Consider the following 21,633-nt stretch of genomic DNA (forward strand, 5'->3'; position numbering starts at 1 on the left):
GCCTTCGACGGATCCCGAGCCTACTGACGCTTAAACGATTCCATAACGGTTTAAGTGTCGTGAAAGAAAAGCAAGCGCTCGATGGCTTCGCAGCCATCGCGCAGGAGACACGCCTGCGCATCATCCGCCTCCTGGTCACGGCCGGGGCGAAGGGCATGGCGGCCGGCGCCATCACTCAGGCGATCGCCGGGGCCTCCGCGCCGCGCATCTCGTTCCACCTCGGCCACCTTGAGAACGCCGGTCTTGTGGAGAGCCGCCGCGAGGGGCGCTCCATCATCTACAGCGCGATCTTTCCGGCCCTGTCCGACCTTGTCGCCTTCCTCATGCGCGATTGCTGCGAGGGGCATTGCGAGGTCTGCGACCGCGCCATCGACCTGTTCGCCAAATGCACCGGCCGGCCCCAGCGGGTCGAGCAAGCCCCCAAGATAGTCTGCGAGGAAGCATGACAAACCTGCGCGACACCCTCGAAGGCCACCAGATCGCGATCTACTTCGTGGCCATCGGCGTCGCCGCTCTTACCGCCCTGACGCTGCCCGGAACGACGGCCCTGGAGGTCGGCATCAACCCAGCCCTGGCGCTAATGCTCTTCGTCACCTTCCTCCAGGTGCCCCTGCCTGAACTTGGGCAAGCCTTCACGCGAGTCCGTTTCCTGGCGGCGCTCCTGGTCGCGAACTTCGTCGTGCTGCCGATCCTGGTGGCCGGCCTGATCCGGTTCGTGCCTGCCGATCCCATGCTGCGGCTAGGGGTGCTCATGGTCCTGCTCACGCCGTGCATCGACTACGTCGTGACCTTCGCACACCTCGGTCACGCGGACGCCAAGGTGCTGCTGGCGTCCACCCCGGCGCTCCTGATCGCGCAGATGCTCCTTCTGCCCGTCTACCTGAACATCTTCCTCGGCGAGGACGCCGCCAGGTTCGTCCAGGTCGGTCCATTCGTGCACGCGTTCGTCTGGCTGATCGCCGTCCCTCTCGGGCTTGCCGCGTCGGTTCAGCATTGGGCCGGACGCAGCCTAGCCGGGCAACGGGTGTCCACAGGCCTCGGACTCCTGCCGGTACCCGCAACGGCCCTCGTCCTGTTCGTGGTGATCGCGTCCGTCCTGCCCCAACTCGGGCCCGCGCTCGACGATGCCATCCGGGTGGTCCCGATCTACGTCGCCTTCGCCGTGGCGGCACCGCTTCTGGGTTGGACGGTCGGGCGCGCATTCCGCCTTGATGCGCCCACCGTCCGCACCCTCGCCTTCAGCGCGGCCACCCGCAACTCCCTTGTGGTTCTGCCACTGGCGTTTGCGGTTCCGGGTGCCGTGCCACTCCTGCCCGCCGTCATCGTCACACAGACGCTGGTCGAACTCCTCGCGGAACTCATCTACGTCCGCCTCATGCCCAGGTTCGATGCCCCGGCATCCTCGCCGGTCGCCGCCTAGGTCGACGGTCGTTCCACGGACGAGCGGCTGCGTGACCCCGCATCGCCACCCGCTTCCGGCCTCTTGGGACCAAGGCAAGGACGACCGGCGGTCCCGTTCCACTGCTGTGTGTCGGAGGGGCCGGCTTTCACATCGGTGCATCGAGCATGTCGAGAACCGGGCAGGCCGGCGTCGGGGCGCCGCTGCACCGCTCCACGGTGTCGCTCAGGATGCGCTCAAGCCGCGCGAGACGAGCGAGCTTGGCGCGGACCTCGGAAAGGTGGGCGGCGGCGACGTCCCGGACCTCGCCACAGGACCGGTGCCCGGGCGCGGCCAACGCCAGCAGGGTTCGGATGTCCTCGATCCCGAAGCCCAATGCGCGGGCCTGACGGATGAACGCCAGGCGCCGGACATGAGCAGGATCGTAGGCCCTGTGACCGCCTTCCGTGCGGGCGGGCGGCGGCATGAGCCCGATGCGCTCGTAGTAGCGGACGGTCTCCAGGTTGATCCCGGCCGCCGCCGCGATCTGGCCAATGGAGAGACCTCGCGAACCCTTCGCCATTTTTCGCTTGATCCCGTAGTGGCTACGGGATGCAGGGTGGCACGATGATGATCGACACACCATCCATGACGCCTTCCGCACGACCCGCCTCAGGTCCGCGGGACGGCCTGCCGGTTTCCTCGGGAAACTGGTTCGCAGGGCTGGGCACGGTCGCCGGGCTGGGTGCCCTGGCGGCTTCGTCCTGCTGCGCCCTCCCGGTGGCGCTTGCCGGTCTCGGCGCGACAGGGGCGGTGTTCGGAGGGTTGGCCATGTTGGCGAGCATCCGGCCGATCCTGCTCGGCGGGGCCGCCCTGGCCCTCCTCATGGGTTGGGCGCTGTTCTTCCGTCACCGGGCGACGGCATGCGACATGGCCGAACCATGTGCTCGCACGGGGCCGTCATGGCATACCCCTGGCCTTCTCGGGCTTGGGACGGCGCTGGTCGGTTTGGCGCTCGCGTGGGAACCATACCTTGAGCCTGTCGTGCTCAAGGCGATGCGGTGAGGCCGACGATGCAGCTTCGGTCCACCCTGACCTGCCCGCACTGCGGTCATCGAGCGACGGAGACGATGCCGACCGACGCCTGCCAATTCTTCTACGAGTGCACCAGCTGCGGCACGCTTCTGCGCCCGAAGGCGGGCGACTGCTGCGTCTTCTGCTCCTTCGGCGACGTGCCCTGTCCGCCCATCCAGGAAGCGCGCGAGAACGGCGGGTCCGCATCCTGCTGCTCGGGGTCCTCCTGAGCTGCGGACCGGACACGAAGCTTACCCGCTTGGTCCAAGTCCGGGCAGGGTGCCGTGCTGAACGATCCGACCCTCGATTTAGCGTGTCCGAAGCCGTCGGGTGCATGGCTTCGGAGGTCCGAGCGCGAGACGTCCTGCGCGTCCCGTACTCCAGTCCCTTCCTCGCCGGTCTACGATGTGGCATCGTCCAAAGGTGACCTTCTGGCTCGCCCTTCGCAGGCTGCTCCCGCTCCTGGCGGTCCTCAGCCTCGCCCTTGCGCCGGTGACCGCATCCGCGGCCGCCGCGGGCATGCGCGCGCCGACGGCCGTTCAAGGTCACGCCATGGCGATGCCCGACGAGGCCATGGACGACATGGCCGGGATGGCCATGGACGAGATGCCGTGCTGTCCCAAGGAGCGGCCGGGCATGCCCGACTGCTCGAAGGGTTGCCCCCTGATGGCGCTCTGCCTGGCGAAGGTCGCCACCGGGCTGCCGGTCGCCGTCGGACTTCCGGGCCGCGTCGCCGGCGTCGAGGGGCCGACCTGGGGCGTCACTGCCTCCTTCGACAGCCTGTCGCAAGGGCCGCCCACCGAGCCTCCCCAAGCCTGAACCCGATGCCGCCGGCGCCTGCGCCGGCCGATCCCGCGCGCCTGAAGGCCCGGGTCCCATCGTTTTCAGGAGATCATCGACCGTGTCCAAGACATCGTTTTCGCGCGCCCTCACGGCTGCGCTGCTCGGCCTCGTCCTCACCGCCGCGGCCCGGGCCGACACCAAGGACTACGAATTCCAGCTGGTGAAGGACGAAGCCAAGCAGGGCGAGGCCATCCTCGACGTCCGCCTCGTCGACAAGCGCACGTCCAAGCCCGTGCCGAACGCCGTCATCTTCGCCAAGCGCATCGACATGGCGCCCGACAGCATGGAGGAGATGACCTCCAAGATCGAGCAACTGCCCTCGCCGGAGCCGGGCCTTTACCGGTTCAAGGCGAAGCTGACGATGGCCGGCGGCTGGCGCCTCTCGCTCGGGGCCAAGGTCCAAGGCGAGACCGGCACCGTCGAGAACAGGCTGGTGTTCAAGGCCACCAAGTGAGCCGGTCGGCTTGGGCGGCCGGGACCCTCTCCGCGCTCGCGGCGGGGGTTTTGGGGTATGGCGCGGGGCATGAGGGCAGCCCCGTGCCGGCGCTCGTCCAGCAGGCGCGGACCGGGTTCGCCCATTGGCTGCCGGGAACCCGGCAGCCCTCTTCGGTGCCCGCTCGGGTCCCGGCCAAGGCGACGGGACCGGTCGTCTACTACCAGGACCCGGACGGAAAGCCGGACTACGCCTCCGAGCCCAAGCGCACGGCGGACGGTCGAGACTATCGCGCCGTCCACGCGAGCGAGGAGGTGCGCTTCGACGAACCCGACGAGACGGAGGCAATGCCCGACGCCGGGCACGGCGACATGGCCATGGCTCAGGCCACGATGCCGGAGACGAGTGCCCGCAAGGTGCGCTTCTACCGCAACCCGATGGGTCTTCCGGACACCTCGCCGATTCCGAAGAAGGACTCGATGGGAATGGATTACCTCCCCGTCTACGAGGGCGAGGACACCGACGACGGCACCGTGAAAATCTCGCCCGGCAAGCTCCAGCGCACCGGGGTCCGGACGGCGGTCGTCGAGCGACGCGTCCTGTCGATGCCGGTGCGCGCACCTGGCGCCATCGAGGAGGACGAGCGCCGGATCTCGGTCATCGCGATGCGTACCGACGCCTTCATCGAGAAGGTCGAGGCCGTCACCACCGGCGACCACGTGCACAAGGGCCAGCCCCTCCTGCGCCTGTTCTCGCCGGAGATGAACGCGGCCGCCGCGCAGTACCTAACCGGCATCGGCTACGAGGGCGCCCGCCGGCGTCTTGAGAACCTCGGCATCCCGCCCGAGGTCATCGACGAGATCGAGCGATCCCGAAAAGTGCCCTCGACCATCACGTGGTCGGCGCCCCGCGACGGCGTCGTGGTCGAGCGCAACGTCTCGGACGGGATGCGCGCCAAGTCCGGCGACACCCTGTTCAAGCTCGTCGACCATTCCCGGGTCTGGGTCTTGGCCGACGTGACCGAACGCGACCTGGCGGCCGTGGCGGAGGGCCAGACGGCGACCGTGCGCGCCCGGACGTTTCCTGATCGCGTCTTCACCGGCGCGGTGACCCGGATCTACCCGCACCTCGCCATGGGGACCCGGACCGCCCGCCTGCGCATCGAGTTGCCCAACCCGAACGGCGACCTGCGCCCGGGCATGTTCGCCGACGTCGCCATCGCCACGGGCAGTGACAAGCCGGTGGTCGCGGTGCCCGATGACGCCGTCATCGATACCGGCATCAGGCAGGTCGTCCTGCTAGACAAGGGAGAGGGTCGCTTCGAACCGCGACCGGTCAGGCTCGGCGTCCGCGGCGACGGCTACGTCGAGATCCGCGCCGGCATCGCCGCGGGCGACCGCGTGGTGACCTCGGCCAACTTCCTCATCGACGCCGAGAGCAACCTGAAGGCGGCCCTCCAAGGTCTTTCCGAGCCGAAGCCCGATCCCGGGCCGCAAGCCGCCGCCGAGGGGAAGGCGCCATGATCGCCCGCCTGATCGCCTGGTCGGCGCGGAATCTGGTGCTAGTCCTGATCGGGACCATCTTCGCGGTCGGAGCCGGGCTCTACGCCCTGAAGACCCTGCCGCTCGACGCGATCCCGGACCTCTCGGACGTGCAGACCATCGTCTACACTGAGTACCCGGGCCAAGCTCCCCAGGTCGTGGAAGACCAAATCACGTACGTCCTCTCGACTGCCATGCTGACGGTGCCGCGATCCAAGGTCGTTCGCGGGTTCTCGTTCTTCGGGGTCTCGTTCGTCTATGTCATCTTCGAGGACGGCACCGACCCGTACTGGGCTCGCAGCCGAGTGCTCGAATATCTCAACACCGTGGCCAAGCGCCTGCCGGCGGGAGTAACCCCGACCCTGGGCCCCGACGCCACCGGCGTCGGCTGGGTCTACCAGTACGTCGTGGTGGCTAAGGAACGGACGCTGGCCGAGCTCCGCTCGCTCCAGGACTGGGTCGTGCGCTTCGGGGCGTCGCGTGCCGAGGGCGTGGCGGAGGTCGCGGGCGTCGGCGGCTTCGTGAAACAGTACAACGTCGTGGTCGATCCCAACCGGCTCCGTGCGCAGGGCATCACCCTGTCCAAGCTCCGGGACGCGATCCGGTCGAGCAATGCCGACGTCGGCGGCCGCACCGTCGAGCTCTCCGAGTTCGAGTTCGTCGTCCGTGGCCGCGGGTATCTCAAGAGCGTCGCCGACATCGAGAGCATCGTCCTGAAGACCGAGGCGGGCACCCCGCTGCGGGTGAAGGAGGTGGCTCGGGTCGAGCTCGGTCCCGACGAGCGCCGCGGCATCACCGAGATGAACGGCGACGGCGAGGTCGCCGGCGGGATCGTCCTGCAGCGGTTCGGGGCGAACGCCCTGAACGTCATCGAGAACGTGAAGGTGCGCCTTTCCGAAGTCGCCGCCAGCCTGCCCAAGGGCACGGAGATCCTGCCGGTCTACGACCGCTCGCACCTGATCGAGGCGGCCATCGAGACCCTCAAGGGTACCCTGATCGAGGAGAGCGTCATCGTCGCCCTCGTCTGCGTCGTGTTCCTGCTCCACGTCCGCAGCGCGCTGGTCGCGATCCTGATGCTGCCGGTCGGCATCCTGATGGCGTTCGCGGGCATGAAGGCCCTCGGGCTCGGGGCCAACATCATGAGCCTCGGCGGCATCGCCATTGCGGTGGGCGCAATGATCGACGCCGCCATCGTCATGATCGAGAACGCCCACAAGCACTTGGAGCGGGCTGACCCCGGAAAGTCCCGGGTCGAGATCCTCATCGAGGCAGCGAGCGAGGTCGGCCCCTCGCTGTTCTTCTCGCTTCTCATCATCACCGTGAGCTTCCTGCCGATCTTCACCCTGGAGAGCCAGGAGGGGCGCCTCTTCGGGCCGTTGGCCTTCACCAAGACATTCGCCATGGCGGCGGCGGCGGTGCTGTCACTGACCCTCGTCCCGGCGCTGATGGTCCTGTTCGTCCGCGGCCGGATCATCCCAGAGCACCGCAACCCGGTGAACAGGCTCCTCATCTGGGTCTATCGGCCCCTTATCGCCGGCGTGCTCCGGGCGCGCGTGTTGACGGTCCTGCTGGCCATGGTCGTCCTGGCGGCGACGGCATGGCCGGCGAGCCGGCTCGGCTCGGAGTTCATGCCCGACCTCGACGAGGGCACGCTGATGTACATGCCGACGACCCTGCCGGGCATCTCGGTGACTAAGGCGGGGGACCTGCTGGCGACCCAGGACAGGATCATCAAGTCCTTCCCCGAGGTGGCATCGGTCTACGGCAAGGCCGGTCGCGCCAACACCGCGACCGATCCGGCGCCGAGCGAGATGTTCGAGACCATCGTCAACCTGAAGCCGAAGGCGGAGTGGCGCCCCGGGGTCACGACGGCGAGCCTGAAGGCCGAGATGGACGCTGCACTCCAGTTTCCCGGGGTCTCGAACGCTTGGACCCAACCGATCCGCGCGCGGATCGACATGCTCTCGACCGGCATCCGCACCCCTGTCGGGATCAAGGTGATGGGGACCGACCTCACCGAGATGGAGAAGGTCGCCCGCCAGGTCGAGGCGGTGGTGAAGGCGGTGCCGGGCACGTCGAGCGCCTATGCCGAGCGCGTCCAGGGCGGCTACTTCCTCGACATCACCCCCGACCGCGAGGTGCTGGGTCGGTACGGGCTGACGGTCGGGGACGTGCAGGACGTCATCGCCATGGCGCTCGGCGGCGAGAGTGTCACCAACACGGTCGAGGGCCGCGAGCGCTACACCGTCAACGTGCGCTACCCACGCGCCTTTCGCTCCGACCCACGATCCATCGGCTCCGAGGTCCAGGTGCCCATCGCAGGCGGGGGTACGGTGCCGCTCGGCGAGGTGGCCAAGGTGCAGTTGAACCGTGGTCCGACCCAGATCCGGACGGAGAACGGCCGGCTCGCGGTCTTCATCTACGTCGACGTCGCCGGTCGCGATCTCGGGGGCTACGTCGCCGAAGCCAGGGCGGCGGTGACCAACGAGGTCAGTCTGCCGCAGGGCACACTCGTGCAGTGGAGCGGGCAGGTCGAGTACCTCGACCGGGCGACGGCCCGGCTGAAGGTCGTGGTCCCGCTGACGCTGCTGATCGTGTTTCTGCTCCTTTACCTGAACTTCCGGCGGCTCACCGAGACGTTCATCGTCATGCTGTCGCTGCCCTTCGCTCTCGTCGGCGGGGTCTGGCTGATGTGGTGGATGGGCTTCAATGTGTCGGTGGCGGTGGCCGTCGGCTTCATCGCGCTCGCCGGCGTCGCGGCCGAGACCGGCGTGATCATGCTGGTCTACCTCGATCATGCGTTGATCGAGGCGCGGGCTGAATGCGGTCGCGCTGGCAGGGCCTTCACCCGCGAGGGCCTGCGGCGGGCGATCATGGTGGGCGCGGTCGAGCGGGTGCGTCCGAAGATGATGACGGTTGTCGCCATCATGGCCGGGCTACTGCCCATCCTGTGGAGCACCGGCTCTGGCTCCGAGGTTATGCAGCGGATCGCGGTTCCCATGATCGGCGGCATGGTCTCGTCGACCATGCTGACCCTGGTCGTCATCCCGGCGGTCTACGGTCTCGTGAAGGGATGGAGCCTGCCCGAACCCGAGATGCCGACCGAATCCGTTGAAGTCGCCGAATTGCCCTTAGCGGCAGAGTGAGAACGGGAGACCGACCATGAACGAGACGATCATGACGACCCGGCGTGCCGCGATCCTGGGACTAGCGGCTTTGGTCGTCCCCGGGCACCGCGCTCTGGCACAGGACCTGCCGACCCTGTCCGTGACCAAGGACCCAACCTGCGGCTGCTGCGAGAGGTGGGTCGCCCACCTGCGGGAAAGCGGTTTCCCGGTGACCGTCACCGAAGGAGCGGTGAACCCGCTTAAGGTCCGCCTCGGGGTGCCGCGTGACCTTTCAGCCTGCCATACCGCCCAGGTTGGCGGCTACGTCGTGGAGGGGCATGTCCCGGCCGGGGCGATCAAGCGGCTGCTGGCCGAGAAGCCCAAGGGCACCGGACTGGCTGTCCCTGGCATGCCGACGGGTTCCCCCGGGATGGAGGTCGAAGGCATGGAGCCGGACACCTACGACGTCGTCCTATTCGGGCCGACCGGGCGGAGCACCTTTGCGCGCTATCGAGGCGGCGCAATTATCTGAGACGAAGCCGTGACCTCCGGGAGGGAAGGGTAAGCGTGAGGCCAGGGCGCGCCCGATGCACCTCATGCTATGGAGGCCCATGCGCCGCTTCCCGCCCGAACGCATCGTCTGCCTGACCGAGGAAACAGTCGAGACCCTGTATTTGCTCGGGGAGCAGGACCGCATCGTCGGCGTCTCCGGCTATGCGGTCCGTCCTCCACAGGTCCGCCGCGAGAAGCCGCGGGTCTCCGCTTTCACCAGTGCGGACATTCCGAAGATCTTGGCACTCGCGCCCGACTTGGTGCTGACCTTTTCGGATCTTCAAGCCGGTATCGTCTCAGACCTCATACGGGCAGGCATTGCCGTGCATGCGTTCAATCATCGGGACGTCGCCGGTATCCTTGCCATGATCCGCACCGTCGGCGCCTTGGTCGATGCCCGAGACAAGGCGGAGGCGCTGGCGCTCGGCTACGAGAACCGGCTCGCGCGGGTGGCTGCCCAGGCCCGGGGACAGGCGCGATTGCGCGTGTACTTCGAGGAATGGGACGAGCCCCTCATTTCGGGCATCGGGTGGGTTTCTGACCTGATAGACATCGCTGGCGGCAACGATGTCTTCCCGAACCTCGCCCGGCAGCCGGCCGCTAAGGACCGTATCGTGGCGCCGGAGGCGGTGCTGGAAGCCGCTCCCGAGGTCATCCTGGCATCTTGGTGCGGGAAGAAGGTTGTGCCCTCGCGCATCGCCGGGCGGTCGGGCTGGTCGGCCATCCCCGCCGTCGTGAACGGACGCATCGTGGAGATCAAGTCGCCCCTGATCCTGCAGCCCGGTCCTGCAGCACTGACGGACGGCCTCGACGCCATCCTGCAGGCATTGGGTCATCCGCTCCTGGATGACGACCCTTATCCGCTGTCTCCGGCCTTGGGTATCGCCGCCGCGCCGTGGCGCCTCACCGAGAGGCACCGCACGCAGCTTCTCAAGGTCCCGGATGAGGGATGGATCGAGGGCACTCGCCTCGACGCACGCTCGCTGGAGGTCCTCGTCCGGCGCGGATGGATCCGACGCGCGCACGCCGACCCCCTCGGGCGGGCGCGCCGCGACGGATACCAGCGGACGGAGGCGGCTAGGCTCGCGCTGGGCATTACGACCGCGCCACCCTAAAGGGTGGGCGCCCCTCATGCGTGGCGCGCGATCCTAGAAATGGTGGTGATGCCGCCGATGATGATGATGGTGGTGGCCCCAGCCATGGTGGTGATGTGGCCGGAAGTGATGATGGTGTCCCCAGCCGTGATGGTGACCTCTGCCGTAGTAGCCCCCGCCGTGGTGATGGTGATGCCGGCGATGGTGATGGTGATGCTGAACGTGACGCATCAGGCCAGGGCCATCCTGCATCGCGATGACCCCGCTCGGTGTCACCGGAGCGGCGGAAGCGGCGGTGCCGAACGTCAGGACGGCGAGGATCGACAGAGCGATCAAGGAAAAGGTGCGCGTCATGGGCTTTCCTCCTCAATGAGGAACGAACGCCCGGCGAGGTCTCCTTAATCCCGCCCCCGGTCCTGAGCCAACGGTAATGGCGACGGAAAGGGGCCCCGAAGGGCCCCTGGACGATCACATGCGGTGGTGGCGATGGCCGTGACCGTGGCGCATCATGTGGCCACGGCGATGGTGGTGATGGCGCATGCCGTGCCCACGATGGTGGTGATGGCGCATGCCATGGCCGCGGTGGCCGTGGCTGTCGTGCATGCGAACATCGACGATGCTGGTCGGGGCATCGACGGCGCCGACCATACCGGGAGCGGCGGAGGCAGGTGCGGCGATGCCGATGGCACCGAGCGCGGCCAGGGCGGCGACGGCGAACAGGGACTTCCTCATAGGAGCTTCCTCGTTGGTTGTTGCTGGATCGTCTTGGCCCCGGGCCGGACCGGCGAACGGCCCATCGGGAGCGACGAGGAACGGCTTCGCTTCGAGGAGGGTTCCGCGGATGCGCAGTCTCCCGATGGTCATGGATAAGGAAGGCTTGTCCCTGACTTACCGCGATGTCGGCGTTGTTCGTCCGCGAGGCGGATCCCGGGTTCGAACGGAGTGGCCATGCGTCTGCGACCGTGTTACCTATTGGGTAACGTAGTGCGGAGCATTACCTTGCGGGTAACGGATTGGTGCGATGCAGATCCGTTTCCGGTCTAGGCGCCTGGGGAAGGCGCTGTCGGACCCGAAGGAGATGGCGAAGGCCTACGGGGACAGGGCGAAACCGATACGGAAGCGGCTGGACGTGTTGGGGCAGGCGGCCTGCCTCTCGGACGTTCCGACGGAGCCACCCGTCCGCCGGCATCAACTCGGCGGTAACCGGGACGGCCAACTCTCGGTCACGATCAAGGACAACTGGCGTATCGTCTTCGTGCCCGACCACGACCCGGTGCCCTGCCTGCCTGACGGCGGGCTCGACACGGGTCAGGTCACGGCGGTCGAGATCATCGAAATCGTCGACTACCATGGCAACTGAACGGCGGAGACCAAGGGGATGACGACGCAGGAAGCCTGGACGCCGCAATGGGCGACCCATCCCGGCGAACACCTCGAAGAGTACATCCAGGAGCGCGGCTGGTCCCAGGCCGAGTTCGCCCGCATCGCCGACATGACGCCCAAGCTAGTCAGCACGATCATCAACGGCTCCAACCCGGTCACGCCCGAGACCGCACTGAAGCTGGAGCACGTGCTCGGCCTCAAGGCCTACATCTGGACCGGCCTCCAGGCGAACTGGGACCTGTTCCAGGCTCGGCAGCGGGAGCAGGAGGCGGCCGTGCGGGAGGCCGAATGGCTCAAGGGGTTCCCTATCAGGGAACTGAAGGCCTGTGGTCGCCTTCCCCAGACCAACGACCCCGGCAGGATCATGGACGGTCTGCTGGGCCTCCTCGGGATCGGGGGACCGCACGCCTACGAGGCGAAGCTCGGTTCCCTGGCCGTGCACCACCGCAAGGCGAGGACCGGCACCACCTCGCCCCACCACATGCTGTGCTGGCTGATGCTGGGCGAGGAGAAGGCGCGCCGGCTCAGCCTGCCGGCCTACGATCCGGGGCGGTTCAAGCAGGGATGCGCAGAGATCCGTTCGCTGACCGTGGAAATGCCTGAGACCTTCGAGCCGCGCATGCTCGAAATCTGCCATGCGTCCGGCGTCGCCCTAGTGTTCCAGAAGCCCCTAAGCAAGACCTGCGTCTTCGGATCGGCGCGGTGGCTGAACGACGACCGTCCCATGATCCAGATGTCGCTGCGCATGAAGAGCAACGACCATTTCTGGTGGACCTTCTTCCACGAGGCGGCGCACATCAGCCTGCATCGCGGAATGAATTTCGTCGACGACAAGAACGGCGAGGACAACGACGTCGAGGCCGAGGCGGATGCCTGGGCCGAGGAGATGCTGGTCGGGCGCGAGCGGATCGATGCCTTCGCCACCACATGCCCACGGACGAAGCAGGAGGTCGTGACCTTCGCCGACGAGGTCGGGCTTCATCCGGGCATCGTGGTCGGCATGCTGCAACACCGACGCGTCCTCGCATTCAGCCACCTGAACGACCTGAAGGCACGTTTGGGATGGGCGGACGAGGTCGCCGCCGCCTGAGTGCGCGGGGCATCGGTCAGGCCGCCTCGGTCATGGGGGCGCTGATGGCCGACAGGCCCATCACCTCCGCCCGTCCCCCGCCGCGGCGAAGGTCTCAAGCAGGCGCCGACGCTCAGCCACGAGAATGCTAGTCCCCGGCGGCTTGGGCGCTGCCGTGCTCCGTACCGGCTCCCGCCTTCCGACGAGCGCGACCGGCCCCTGCGCTGGCATGTCCACCTCTCGCGGGCCTGATGCCAGGGCTTCGGGTCGGCTTACCTCGCCTAGTCCGTTGCCGGCAGCCATCATGGTCTCGCGGAACGCCCGGTGCTGACCGCCGTCCTCGTACACCAGCCGGACCGCCGACGTTCCGCTCGCCACGAGGGCGGCGACCTGCCGCTCGTCGTCCGCCTGCTTCCGGGCGACCGCGTCGGCGGCGGGGGCGTCAACGCCCGCATCGAACGCGTAGCGTCCGCCCGCCACGTCGACGGCCGGTTCCGCCCCCGTGACCTCGAACCGGTCCGACCCTTCCTTGAGGTTCCTCCAGAAGGCCATGTTCGGGTCCTGCCGGTGCCGGGCGAGGTTCTCCGGGGTCATGCGGAACGGGTAGGACTGGAACTGGACGGCTCGCTGCCCGCCCGCGAACGCCTCGCGGACGACGGCGTAAAGCTCCGAGATCGCCTCGTCCGTCATCGCGAAGCAGCCCTGGGACGAGCACGAGCCATGGACCATCAGGTGCGTCCCCGTGCGCCCCAGGGAGCGGTCGTACGCGTTCGGGTAGCCGAGGTTGAACGACAGGTAGAGGCTGGAATTCGCGTTCATGGACTCCGGCGTGATCGCGTAGAAGCCCTCGGGGGCCTGTCGGTCGCCCTCCCGGGTCTTGGGCCCGAGCTGACCCGACCACCGGCACATCGGATACGTCTTCAGCAAGGCGTACCTGCCGTCCGCTCCGCGCTTCCAAAGCTCGATCTCGGACTCCTTCTTGTAGGCCCGCATCAGGATCGGGTCGGCGGAAGACACACCCTTGGTGGACATCAAGGCCAGGGTCTCAGGCGGGATGGGCGCGAGGTGGCGGGTCGAGCCAGCGTACCGTCCGTCCTGGCAGGCGGACAGCGCCGACAGGAGAGCCAACCCGAGCGTGATCTTCTTCAGCATGTCGGCCTCGACGGTATCTGTGTCCGAGCCTGGGCCCGGGAGGGGCATGACGGGTTGCCGTGGCCACGGTTCGGCGGGATCGGGGCTATCATGAGGTCAATTCCCCGGCATCGGGATGCCGCCGGCGCGTTCGGAAGCCGTCGATGAGCAGCAGGACGACGCCCAGGGAGATCCAGGCATCCGCCAGGTTGAAGGTGAACCAGCGCATGCCGCCCATGTGCAGGTCGAGGTAGTCGGTCACGGTCCCATCCATGAACCGGTCGATGAGATTGCCCGCGGCGCCGCCTGCCATCGAGGCGAGCCCGAGGCGTTCGAGCCCGCTTCCCGCTGCCACGGCACAGCCGGCGATGAGGCAGGTAAGCGTGCCCTGGATGCCAAGAAGAAGGGTCAGGGAAGACGGATCGCGTGCCGGGAACAGGCTGAAGCTGATGCCGTGGTTGAACGACAGGCTCAGGTCGACGAAGGGCAGGAAGCCCTGGACCCCACCCTCGGCCAGCCAACTCTCGGCCGCCGCCTTCGCGGCGAGGTCGATGGCCGCGGCGGCCACCAGGATGGCGCCCACCGTCGCGACCCGGCGGGCCAGTCCCTCGGATGGGGTGGTCATCATGCCCTCAGAAGGCGGAGCGCGTTGGCCGTCACCAGGACGGTCGCACCGGTATCCGCCAGGATGGCCGGCCACAGCCCGGTGATGCCGGCGAGCGTGGTCACGAGGAACACCGCCTTCAGTCCGAGTGAGATGGCCACGTTCTGATGGATGTTGCCGAGCGTGGCCCGGGACAGCGCCACGAGGGCGGCGACGTCGGACACCCGGTCGTTGAGAACGGCGGCATCGGCAGTCTCCAGCGCGGCATCGGTACCGCCGCCCATGGCTATGCCGACGTTGGCTGCGGCAAGCGCGGGGGCGTCGTTGATGCCGTCGCCGACCATTGCCACAATCCCCAATTCCTTCAGGGCATTAACCTCGGCGAGCTTGTCCGCAGGTAGAAGATCGGCCCGGGCGGTGAGCCCGAGGCCCCTTGCGATGGCCTCGCCGGTACGGCGGTTGTCGCCCGTCAGCATCACGCACTCGACGCCGAGCCTGCGCAAGGACGCGATGGCGGCGGTCGCATCCTGTCTGGGCTCGTCCCGGACCGCTATGGCGCCGAGGGCCTCGCCGTCCCGGACCACGATGACCGCGGTCTTGCCTGCTTCCTCCAGCGCCGCCACGGTCCGCTCGGCCTCGTCTCCGAGGGGGGCCAGCGTCGCCGCGTGGCGGGGGGAAGCCACCACGACGAGCCGTCCTGCTACGGTGGCCTGGACGGCCTTACCGGGCACCGCCCTGGCGTCACGCACCGGCCGTAACGGGATGCCGTCCACCCCCGCGCGTTCGATAAGAGCTCGGGCGATGGGGTGGCTTGACCCCGCCTCCACCGCCGCTGCCAGCCCGAGAAGGGCCCGGTCCGTCATGCCCGTGGCGAACGGCAACACGTCCGTGACGAGCGGCCGACCGACCGTGAGCGTCCCGGTCTTGTCGAAGGCGACGGTTCGAACCCGCCCGATGGTCTCAAGGGCGGCGCCACCCTTCACCAGAAGTCCGCGACGAGCCCCGGCGGCCAGCCCGGAGGCGATGGCGGCGGGAGTCGAGAGGACGAGTGCGCAGGGGCAGGCGATGAGGAGCAGAGCCAATCCACGATAGATCCAGGTGCTCCAGTCGGCACCGAGCAGGAGGGGCGGCCCAAGCGCGGCCAGCGCGGCGAAGGCGAACGCCACCGGGGTGTAGACGGCGCTGAAGCGGTCGATGAAGCGCGCGGTCGGCGACTTCGACGCCTGCGCCTCCTCCACCATATGCAGGATGCGGGCGACGGTGTTGTCGGAGGGCATCCGGGTCACCCTGACCTGCAGGGCGCCGTCCGCGTTCACGCTGCCAGCGTAGACCGCGTCCCCGATTTCCTTTGGCCGGGGGACGGATTCCCCCGTGATGGGGGACTCGTCGAGGCTCGACGACCCGTCCGTGATCTCACCGTCGGCGGGCACGCGGTCGCCGGGGCGGACCAGCACGGTCTGCCCGATCCGAAGGGCGGCAGCCGGCACCTCGCGCACGATACCGTCCTCCTCGATCAGGCGCGCCGTCTTCGGCACGAGGCCTACGAGCGCCTTGATGCCGGCCCGGGATCGGCCTGCCGCGAAGCCTTCGAGCATCTCGCCGACCGTAAACAGCAGGACCACGACCGCGGCTTCCTCGGCGGCATGGATGGCGAGCGCGCCGACCGTCGCAACCGACATCAGCATCTCGATGGAGAAGGGCGAGCCATTGCGCGCCGCAGCGATGGCCCGGCGTCCGTAGAAGGCAAGCCCAAGGAGCGCCCCGGGCCAGTAGGCGTACTCGCCGACCAGCGCAGGCTGGGCTTGATCCAGTAGGAAGCCCACGGCGAACAAGGCTGCGATGGCAATGGCTAGGAGCCCCTTGCGGCTGCGCCAGGCGGGGGGCTCCGCCTTCTCGTCCTCGACCGAAAGGATATCGGTCCCGGACGAATGGGCATGGGCGAGGTCGGCTGCCGTGGGCAGGGAGGCGACGCCGTAGCCGAGGCCGGCGATCCGCTCCTCAAGCGCAGCCCGGGGCGTCGCGCCCTCATCAAGCACGAGGTCGAGGACCTGGGCCGTGTAGTTCACGCGCACGTCGCCGACGCCGGGGAGGCGGGTCACCGCCGTCTCGATCTTGGCCGCGCAACTCGGGCAATCCATGCCCTTCACGCGGTAGCGCAGTGCGGCGGCTGCGGGGATCTTCCCCATGGTTCCTGTCCCCGGCATGGCATGCTCCGTCGGCCCGGGCGTCGCGCCGGGCGGTGGGACCCCCTATGTGCACCCTGTAGCAACTACAGGGTCAAGACCGTGGCGAACGCATCCTCCATGACCATCGGCGACTTGGCGGCGGCGACGAACACCCGTGTCGAGACGGTCCGGTGGTACGAGAAGGTGAAGCTCCTGCCGAAACCCGCGCGGTCGGCGGGCAACTATCGCCTGTACGGCCCGGAGCACCTGCGTCGTCTGAGCTTCATACGGCGTGGCCGGGACCTCGGCTTCACCGTGGACCAGATCCGCGAGCTTCTGGCTTTGGCCGACGAACGCGGCCGGTCCTGCGCCGAAGTCGACACGATCGCGCGTGCGCACTTGGCGGAGGTCGAGCGGAAACTCTCGGACCTCACCAGGCTCGCCCGTGAGCTGAGCGACGTCATCGGTCAGTGCAAATGCGGCTCGGTCGCAGACTGCCGCATCATCGAGGCCTTGTCGCCTCACGGCGACCTGGCCTGAGCGGGGGACCGACCAAATCGGGGCACCGGCGGATGGAGACGGCCGAGCCGGCGTCAGCCCGATGGGGGTGATCGCCCATCGGTCCAGCGGCGCTCACGTCATGGAGCCAAGGAGATAGAGCAGGATCCAAACGCCAGGAACGAGGAGCAGCACCCAGGCGAAGGAGCGTAAAGCCGCCTTGCGAACGTGCGGCCGCACCCGCCGCCGACGCCGTGGATTGCCTCGCCCCCAAACATTCTCATTTCGCGCAGCCTTCTTGCCGGCCATTGGGCATTCCTAAGTCCGGGGACCTACCTGGCACTTCGAGGGCGGCCGTACCGCCCCGCCCCCTGTTGTCTCCCCACCGTGTCGATTCCGGAGCCTTGCTAGAGGGTCTGTTGCGTCCTCAGGTGCCGGTAAAGGGCATGCACGGCGTCCATGTAGTCGAGGGAGGGACTTTTCCGGCAAAACGCCCGGAGGAAGTTCGCCTGCGCGCTCAGTGGCATCGAGGCCGGCGCCAAGTCGAGGCCCTCGTCGATGCCTTCGGGTGCCCGTATCAGCGCCCCGCTCATGAACCCCTGGGCCCAGGCGAGGTAATCCCGCTCCCTCTCCGGCGCTTCCCCGATGTCATGGATGAAGCGCGCGCAGGTGGATGCGCCGATGCCCACGATCTTCGTGGCCGGCGCCTGCGCCAGGATCACGAAGACGCCCGAAAGCACAGCCGGCATCGCCATCATCGTCCGTTACCATCGGGATCGAGGAGCCTGGAAGCGTGCACGCCGGCCGGATGGCCGGTCATGGCCTCGTGGGTGGCCGAGCATCCCGCGTAGCGCCCGCCCTGGGAAACCATCAAGAGGCGCCGGTCCCCCGAAGCCGATGTCCGGACCGCCAGGAAAGTCCGAGCCGCAGGCCATGCGACGGTTCCCGGAGCGTCACCCTCCCGCGGCGTTCCATGGCGTTGAACGCCTTCCTGGAGGATGGCGGCGTAACGGGCCGGGAGTTCCACGTCGGAGAAGGGGCGGCTGAGCCAGATGACTTGCTGCAGGCCCTCGTCCTTGCAGACCTCCAGGACGACCCGGTCGGTGTCCCGTCCGGCCGAGGGGGGACGGTCATGGAAGTAGATCAGGGCGGTGATGTTGCCTTCCCGGTCCACCATCGAGGGTTTTGGTACCTCCGTCAGCGGCCCCCACGAGAGCCCGAACGGCGCTTCTTCCGGCTTGGCCGGCTCGGGGGTATCCATCGCCATGGTGCCCGGCTGTCCGACCTGGCAAGGACCGGCGTGCCCTAGGGAATAGCCGCAGGGTTCGGGCACGGAGACCGTCGGGGACGGCATGAAGCCGCTTCGCAAGGGAAAACGGCCGGGGATCACGCAGCTTTGGTCGCTCGCCGCGGAGGTTCCGCCCATTCCAAGGAAGCAGGCGAGGAGCAGCGCGGCGACGTTCATGGCAGGGCTCCGTCCGGTGGGGGCTGCCTCACTCCGCCGCGACCTCGACCTGGTGCCTCGCTTGGCCGGCACCAACCGGCCGGGCGCCCCCCGACGGCAGGACCGCTCCGGCAAAGCGTGCGTACAGGGCCGGCAGGACGACCAACGTCAGCAGGGTCGCGCTGATGAGGCCTCCGATCACCACGGTGGCGAGCGGCCGTTGGACCTCGGCCCCCGTCTCGGTCGCCAACGCCATCGGTACGAACCCGAGGGACGCCACCAAGGCGGTCATCGCCACCGGTCGGAGCCGGGTCATCGCGCCTTCGAGGATCGCCTCGCGCCGGGGCTTCCCCTCCGCGATGAGCTGCTTGATGTACGTCAGCATCACCAAGCCGTTGAGGACCGCCACCCCCGACAGGGCGATGAAACCCACCGCCGCGGGCACGGAGAACGGCATTCCCCGCAGCCACAGGGCGGCGATGCCGCCGGTGAGCGCCAGCGGCACCGCGCTGAACACGAGTAAGGCGTCCTTGGCCGAGTTCAGGGCCGAGAACAGAAGCAGGAAGATCAGGAAGAAGCAGACCGGCACGACCACCATCAGTCGCTGGCGGGCCGAGGCCAGGTTCTCGAATTGTCCGCCCCAGGTCACGTAGTAGCCGGCCGGAAGCTGCACCCCGGACGCGACCTTGGCCTGCGCCTCGGCGACGAGCGAGCCGATGTCGCGGCCCCGGACGTTGGCGGTGACCACGACGCGGCGCCGACCATTTTCCCGCGAGATCTGGTTCGGGCCCTCGGTGACAGAGAAGCTCGCCACCTGCTTCAGGAGCACGGAGGAGGCCCGCCCATTGGCGCCCGGGGGCAACGGAACAGGGATGTTCTCCAGGGCCTCGCGGTCCTCGCGAACCTTGTCGTTCAGCCGCACGACGATGGGGAAGCGGCGATCCCCCTCGAACACCATGCCGGCCTCGCGGCCGCCGATGGCCGCCCCGATGACGTCTTGGATTGCGGACGTGCTCAGGCCGAGGCGCGCGGCCTCGGTCTTGTTGATCTTGATCTCCAGGAACGGCAGGCCGGCCGTCTGCTCGACCTTGACGTCGTCGGCCCCCTCCGTCCCGCGCAGGATCGCGGCGACTTGGTTGGCGGTCTTGAGCATCGGCTCGAACTCCTCACCGAACACCTTTACGGCAAGGTCGCCGCGGGTGCCGGCCAGGAGCTCGTTGAAGCGAAGCTGGATGGGCTGGGAGAACTCGTAGACATTGCCGGCAAGCGACCCCAGGGCCTTCTCGATCTGCTCCTGCAAGTCCGCCTTGGACAGGTCGGGGTCGGGCCATTCCTCCTGCGGTTTCAGAATGACGAAGGTGTCGGACGAGCTCGGTGGCATGGGGTCCGAGGCGACCTCGGCGGTGCCGGTCTTCGAGAAGACGTAGGCGACCTGGGGGAACCGACTAACGGCCTGCTCGACCTTCAGCTGCATCGCCTGCGACTGGGTGAGCGAGGTCGACGGGATGCGCTGGGCGTTCAGCGCGATGCTCTTCTCGTCGAGCTGCGGGATGAACTCCTGCCCGAGCTTGGTGAACAGGAACCCGGCCCCGACGAGCAGCACCAGGGCAACCGCGACGAAAGTCATCGGGACCCGCAGGGCGGCACCGAGGACCGGACGGTAGGCGGCTTTGATCCCGCGGATGAGGACGTTGTCCTTCTCCGTCACCTTGCCGGTGATGACGATGGCGATCATCGCCGGCACGAAGGTCAGCGACAGGACGAAGGCCGAGAGAAGGGCGATGATGACGGTGAGTGCCATCGGCTCGAACATCTTGCCCTCGACACCAGTGAAGGTGAGGAGCGGCACGTAGACGAGGATGATGATAGCTTGCCCGTAGAGGGAGGGCTTGATCATCTCCTCGGCCGAGGCCCTCACCGTGACGAGGCGCTCCTCCAGTTCGAGCTTGCGCCCGAGCTCCCCCTGCCGCTCCGCCAGGTGGCGCAGGGCGTTCTCGGTGATGATGACGGCCCCGTCGACGATTAAGCCGAAGTCGAGGGCGCCGAGGCTCATCAGGTTGGCGCTGATGCGGCCCTGGACCATGCCGGTCATGGTCATCAGCATCGCGACCGGGATGACGAGGGCAGCGACGATGGCCGCGCGGATGTTGCCCAGCAACAGGAACAGGATGACGACGACGAGGGCCGCGCCCTCGGCTAGGTTCTTCGCGACGGTCCTGATGGTGGCCTCGACGAGGACCGTACGGTTGAGCACGGTCTGGACCTGGATGCCGGGCGGTAGCGTGCGCCGGACCTCGGTCATGCGAGCGTCGACGCCGGCCGCCACGGTCCGGCTGTTCTCGCCGATGAGCATCAGGGCGGTGCCGATCACCACCTCGCGCCCGTCCTCGCTGCCGGAGCCGGTGCGCAGGTCGCGCCCGATCCGAACCTCTGCGATGTCGGAGATGCGGACCGGCACGCCGCCGCGCGTCGTCACTACGACGGAGCCGATGTCCTCCATGGTCTCAAGGCGGCCGGCGGCGCGCACTACGTAGCCCTCGCCGTTGTCCTCAAGGTAACGTGCGCCTTGGTTGGCGTTGTTGGCCTCCAGCGCCCGGGCGATGTCGGCGAAGGACAGGTCGAGGGCGGTGAGCTTCATCGGGTCGGGCTGGACGTGGTACTGCTTGTCGAAGCCGCCGATGCTGTCGACGCCGGCGACCCCCGGCACGGTCTTCACCTGGGGGCGGATGATCCAGTCCTGAACGGTGCGCAGGTAGGCCGTGCGCTCCAGCTCGGTCGTGAGCCGCTGGCCCTCGGGGGTCAGGTAGCTTCCGTCCGACTGCCACCCGCCCTTGCCGTCCGGGGAGACCTTGCGCTCCTCGGGCTTGGCGTAGTGGATGGACCACATGTAGATCTCGCCCAGGCCGGTCGAGATCGGGCCCATGTGGGGCTCTGCCCCGGGCGGCAGGGTCGACTTCGCCTCGTTGATGCGCTCCGCCACCTGCTGCCGGGCGAAGTAGATGTCTAACTTCTCGGAAAAGACCGCGGTGACCTGGGAGAACCCGTTCCGCGAGAGCGAGCGGGTGTATTCCAGGCCCTTGATCCCGGCGAGGGCGGTCTCGACCGGATAGGTCACCTGCTTCTCGATATCGACCGGCGAGAGCGACGGCGCCGTGGTGTTAATCTGCACCTGGTTGTTGGTGATGTCGGGCACCGCGTCGATGGGGAGCTTGGTCAGCGAGAAGACGCCGAAGCCGGCGGCGAGAAGCGACAGGAGCACCACGAGCCAGCGCTGGTGGACCGAGAAGTCGAGGATCTTCGAGATCATGTCCGCGCCC

The 21,633-nt window shown here is 68.0% G+C and carries 21 protein-coding genes and 1 pseudogene; 14 read left to right on the forward strand and 8 right to left on the reverse strand.

Features of this window, described 5'->3' with window-relative positions; translation table 11 throughout:
• Nucleotides 1-59 precede the first annotated feature (59 nt).
• Together AC0IWM_RS10410 and AC0IWM_RS10415 are read left to right on the forward strand one after the other, a co-directional pair.
• Entirely contained in the window at nucleotides 60-446 is a 387-nt protein-coding gene (locus AC0IWM_RS10410) for an ArsR/SmtB family transcription factor (RefSeq protein ID WP_056355010.1), read from the forward strand.
• Nucleotides 443-1,420 carry an arsenic resistance protein gene (locus AC0IWM_RS10415; protein WP_056355013.1) on the forward strand — a complete coding sequence of 326 codons (978 nt, stop codon included), beginning with the start codon at nucleotides 443-445 and terminating at the stop codon, nucleotides 1,418-1,420. Before AC0IWM_RS10410 ends, AC0IWM_RS10415 begins: the two co-directional genes overlap by 4 nt.
• Before the next feature lie 127 nt (nucleotides 1,421-1,547).
• Here AC0IWM_RS10415 and AC0IWM_RS10420 read toward each other — a convergent pair whose 3' ends face one another.
• Complete coding sequence (locus AC0IWM_RS10420) at nucleotides 1,548-1,961, reverse strand: MerR family transcriptional regulator (RefSeq protein WP_056355016.1); 414 nt, start codon at nucleotides 1,959-1,961, stop codon at nucleotides 1,548-1,550.
• A gap of 44 nt (nucleotides 1,962-2,005) precedes the next feature.
• Here AC0IWM_RS10420 and AC0IWM_RS10425 point away from each other — a divergent pair, with 44 nt between their 5' ends.
• From AC0IWM_RS10425 to AC0IWM_RS10465, 9 genes and pseudogenes are all read left to right on the forward strand, one after another.
• Entirely contained in the window at nucleotides 2,006-2,443 is a 438-nt protein-coding gene (locus AC0IWM_RS10425) for a mercury transporter MerT (protein ID WP_162239188.1), read from the forward strand.
• A gap of 8 nt (nucleotides 2,444-2,451) precedes the next feature.
• Nucleotides 2,452-2,682 carry a GDCCVxC domain-containing (seleno)protein gene (locus AC0IWM_RS10430; protein ID WP_056355022.1) on the forward strand — a complete coding sequence of 77 codons (231 nt, stop codon included), beginning with the start codon at nucleotides 2,452-2,454 and terminating at the stop codon, nucleotides 2,680-2,682.
• Between the two features lie 193 nt (nucleotides 2,683-2,875).
• On the forward strand, nucleotides 2,876-3,271 hold the full coding sequence (locus AC0IWM_RS10435) for a hypothetical protein (RefSeq protein ID WP_056355025.1): 396 nt from the start codon (nucleotides 2,876-2,878) through the stop codon (nucleotides 3,269-3,271).
• A gap of 82 nt (nucleotides 3,272-3,353) precedes the next feature.
• Nucleotides 3,354-3,749 (forward strand): FixH family protein, encoded by a 396-nt coding sequence (locus tag AC0IWM_RS10440; RefSeq protein WP_056355028.1) that lies wholly within the window; start codon nucleotides 3,354-3,356, stop codon nucleotides 3,747-3,749.
• Nucleotides 3,746-5,251 carry an efflux RND transporter periplasmic adaptor subunit gene (locus AC0IWM_RS10445; RefSeq protein ID WP_056355031.1) on the forward strand — a complete coding sequence of 502 codons (1,506 nt, stop codon included), beginning with the start codon at nucleotides 3,746-3,748 and terminating at the stop codon, nucleotides 5,249-5,251. The genes AC0IWM_RS10440 and AC0IWM_RS10445 overlap by 4 nt, the downstream gene beginning before the upstream one ends.
• The gene (locus AC0IWM_RS10450) at nucleotides 5,248-8,415 is read left to right on the forward strand and encodes an efflux RND transporter permease subunit (RefSeq protein ID WP_056355035.1); all 3,168 of its coding nucleotides are present in this window, start codon (nucleotides 5,248-5,250) and stop codon (nucleotides 8,413-8,415) included. The genes AC0IWM_RS10445 and AC0IWM_RS10450 overlap by 4 nt, the downstream gene beginning before the upstream one ends.
• A 16-nt stretch (nucleotides 8,416-8,431) precedes the next feature.
• The gene (locus AC0IWM_RS10455; protein WP_056355038.1) at nucleotides 8,432-8,908 is read left to right on the forward strand and encodes a DUF411 domain-containing protein; all 477 of its coding nucleotides are present in this window, start codon (nucleotides 8,432-8,434) and stop codon (nucleotides 8,906-8,908) included.
• 79 nt (nucleotides 8,909-8,987) lie between these two features.
• Nucleotides 8,988-9,758: pseudogene (locus tag AC0IWM_RS10460) on the forward strand (cobalamin-binding protein); the annotation flags it as partial.
• Nucleotides 9,759-10,082: 324 nt separating this feature from the next.
• Nucleotides 10,083-10,424: a hypothetical protein gene (locus tag AC0IWM_RS10465; protein WP_056355041.1), complete on the forward strand. Its 342-nt coding sequence runs from the start codon at nucleotides 10,083-10,085 to the stop codon at nucleotides 10,422-10,424.
• Nucleotides 10,425-10,490: 66 nt separating this feature from the next.
• Here the strand turns inward: AC0IWM_RS10465 and AC0IWM_RS10470 are convergent, their stop codons facing one another.
• Nucleotides 10,491-10,754: a hypothetical protein gene (locus AC0IWM_RS10470; protein WP_082487871.1), complete on the reverse strand. Its 264-nt coding sequence runs from the start codon at nucleotides 10,752-10,754 to the stop codon at nucleotides 10,491-10,493.
• 346 nt (nucleotides 10,755-11,100) lie between these two features.
• On the opposite strand from AC0IWM_RS10470, the gene AC0IWM_RS10475 reads away from it, so the two are divergent.
• Both AC0IWM_RS10475 and AC0IWM_RS10480 read left to right on the forward strand, forming a co-directional pair.
• Entirely contained in the window at nucleotides 11,101-11,382 is a 282-nt protein-coding gene (locus tag AC0IWM_RS10475; RefSeq protein ID WP_471754827.1) for a type II toxin-antitoxin system RelE/ParE family toxin, read from the forward strand.
• Nucleotides 11,383-11,400: 18 nt separating this feature from the next.
• Nucleotides 11,401-12,495 carry a HigA family addiction module antitoxin gene (locus AC0IWM_RS10480; RefSeq protein ID WP_056355050.1) on the forward strand — a complete coding sequence of 365 codons (1,095 nt, stop codon included), beginning with the start codon at nucleotides 11,401-11,403 and terminating at the stop codon, nucleotides 12,493-12,495.
• Between the two features lie 60 nt (nucleotides 12,496-12,555).
• Here the strand turns inward: AC0IWM_RS10480 and AC0IWM_RS10485 are convergent, their stop codons facing one another.
• The 3 genes from AC0IWM_RS10485 to AC0IWM_RS10495 form a co-directional block, all read right to left on the reverse strand.
• Nucleotides 12,556-13,626, reverse strand: a complete 1,071-nt coding sequence (locus AC0IWM_RS10485) for a L,D-transpeptidase family protein (RefSeq protein WP_056355301.1) — start codon at nucleotides 13,624-13,626, stop codon at nucleotides 12,556-12,558.
• A gap of 88 nt (nucleotides 13,627-13,714) precedes the next feature.
• Entirely contained in the window at nucleotides 13,715-14,233 is a 519-nt protein-coding gene (gene lspA, locus AC0IWM_RS10490; protein WP_177232401.1) for a signal peptidase II, read from the reverse strand.
• On the reverse strand, nucleotides 14,230-16,395 hold the full coding sequence (locus AC0IWM_RS10495) for a heavy metal translocating P-type ATPase (RefSeq protein ID WP_056355056.1): 2,166 nt from the start codon (nucleotides 16,393-16,395) through the stop codon (nucleotides 14,230-14,232). The genes lspA and AC0IWM_RS10495 overlap by 4 nt, the downstream gene beginning before the upstream one ends.
• Before the next feature lie 117 nt (nucleotides 16,396-16,512).
• Between AC0IWM_RS10495 and AC0IWM_RS10500 the strand changes: the two genes are divergently transcribed.
• Nucleotides 16,513-16,914 (forward strand): MerR family transcriptional regulator, encoded by a 402-nt coding sequence (locus tag AC0IWM_RS10500; protein WP_056355059.1) that lies wholly within the window; start codon nucleotides 16,513-16,515, stop codon nucleotides 16,912-16,914.
• A 365-nt stretch (nucleotides 16,915-17,279) separates the two neighbouring features.
• On the opposite strand, the gene AC0IWM_RS10505 is transcribed toward AC0IWM_RS10500, so the two are convergent.
• From AC0IWM_RS10505 to AC0IWM_RS10515, 3 genes are read right to left on the reverse strand one after another with little or no spacing between them, the layout of a single operon-like run.
• Complete coding sequence (locus AC0IWM_RS10505) at nucleotides 17,280-17,621, reverse strand: hypothetical protein (RefSeq protein WP_056355304.1); 342 nt, start codon at nucleotides 17,619-17,621, stop codon at nucleotides 17,280-17,282.
• Between the two features lie 5 nt (nucleotides 17,622-17,626).
• A complete protein-coding gene (locus AC0IWM_RS10510) occupies nucleotides 17,627-18,337 on the reverse strand; it encodes a hypothetical protein (RefSeq protein ID WP_056355062.1) in 711 nt (236 codons plus the stop codon).
• A gap of 28 nt (nucleotides 18,338-18,365) precedes the next feature.
• Nucleotides 18,366-21,623, reverse strand: coding sequence for an efflux RND transporter permease subunit (locus AC0IWM_RS10515; RefSeq protein ID WP_056355065.1), 3,258 nt, complete (start codon nucleotides 21,621-21,623; stop codon nucleotides 18,366-18,368).
• Nucleotides 21,624-21,633 lie beyond the last annotated feature (10 nt).

The organism is Methylobacterium sp. AC433 (genome assembly GCF_979253015.1).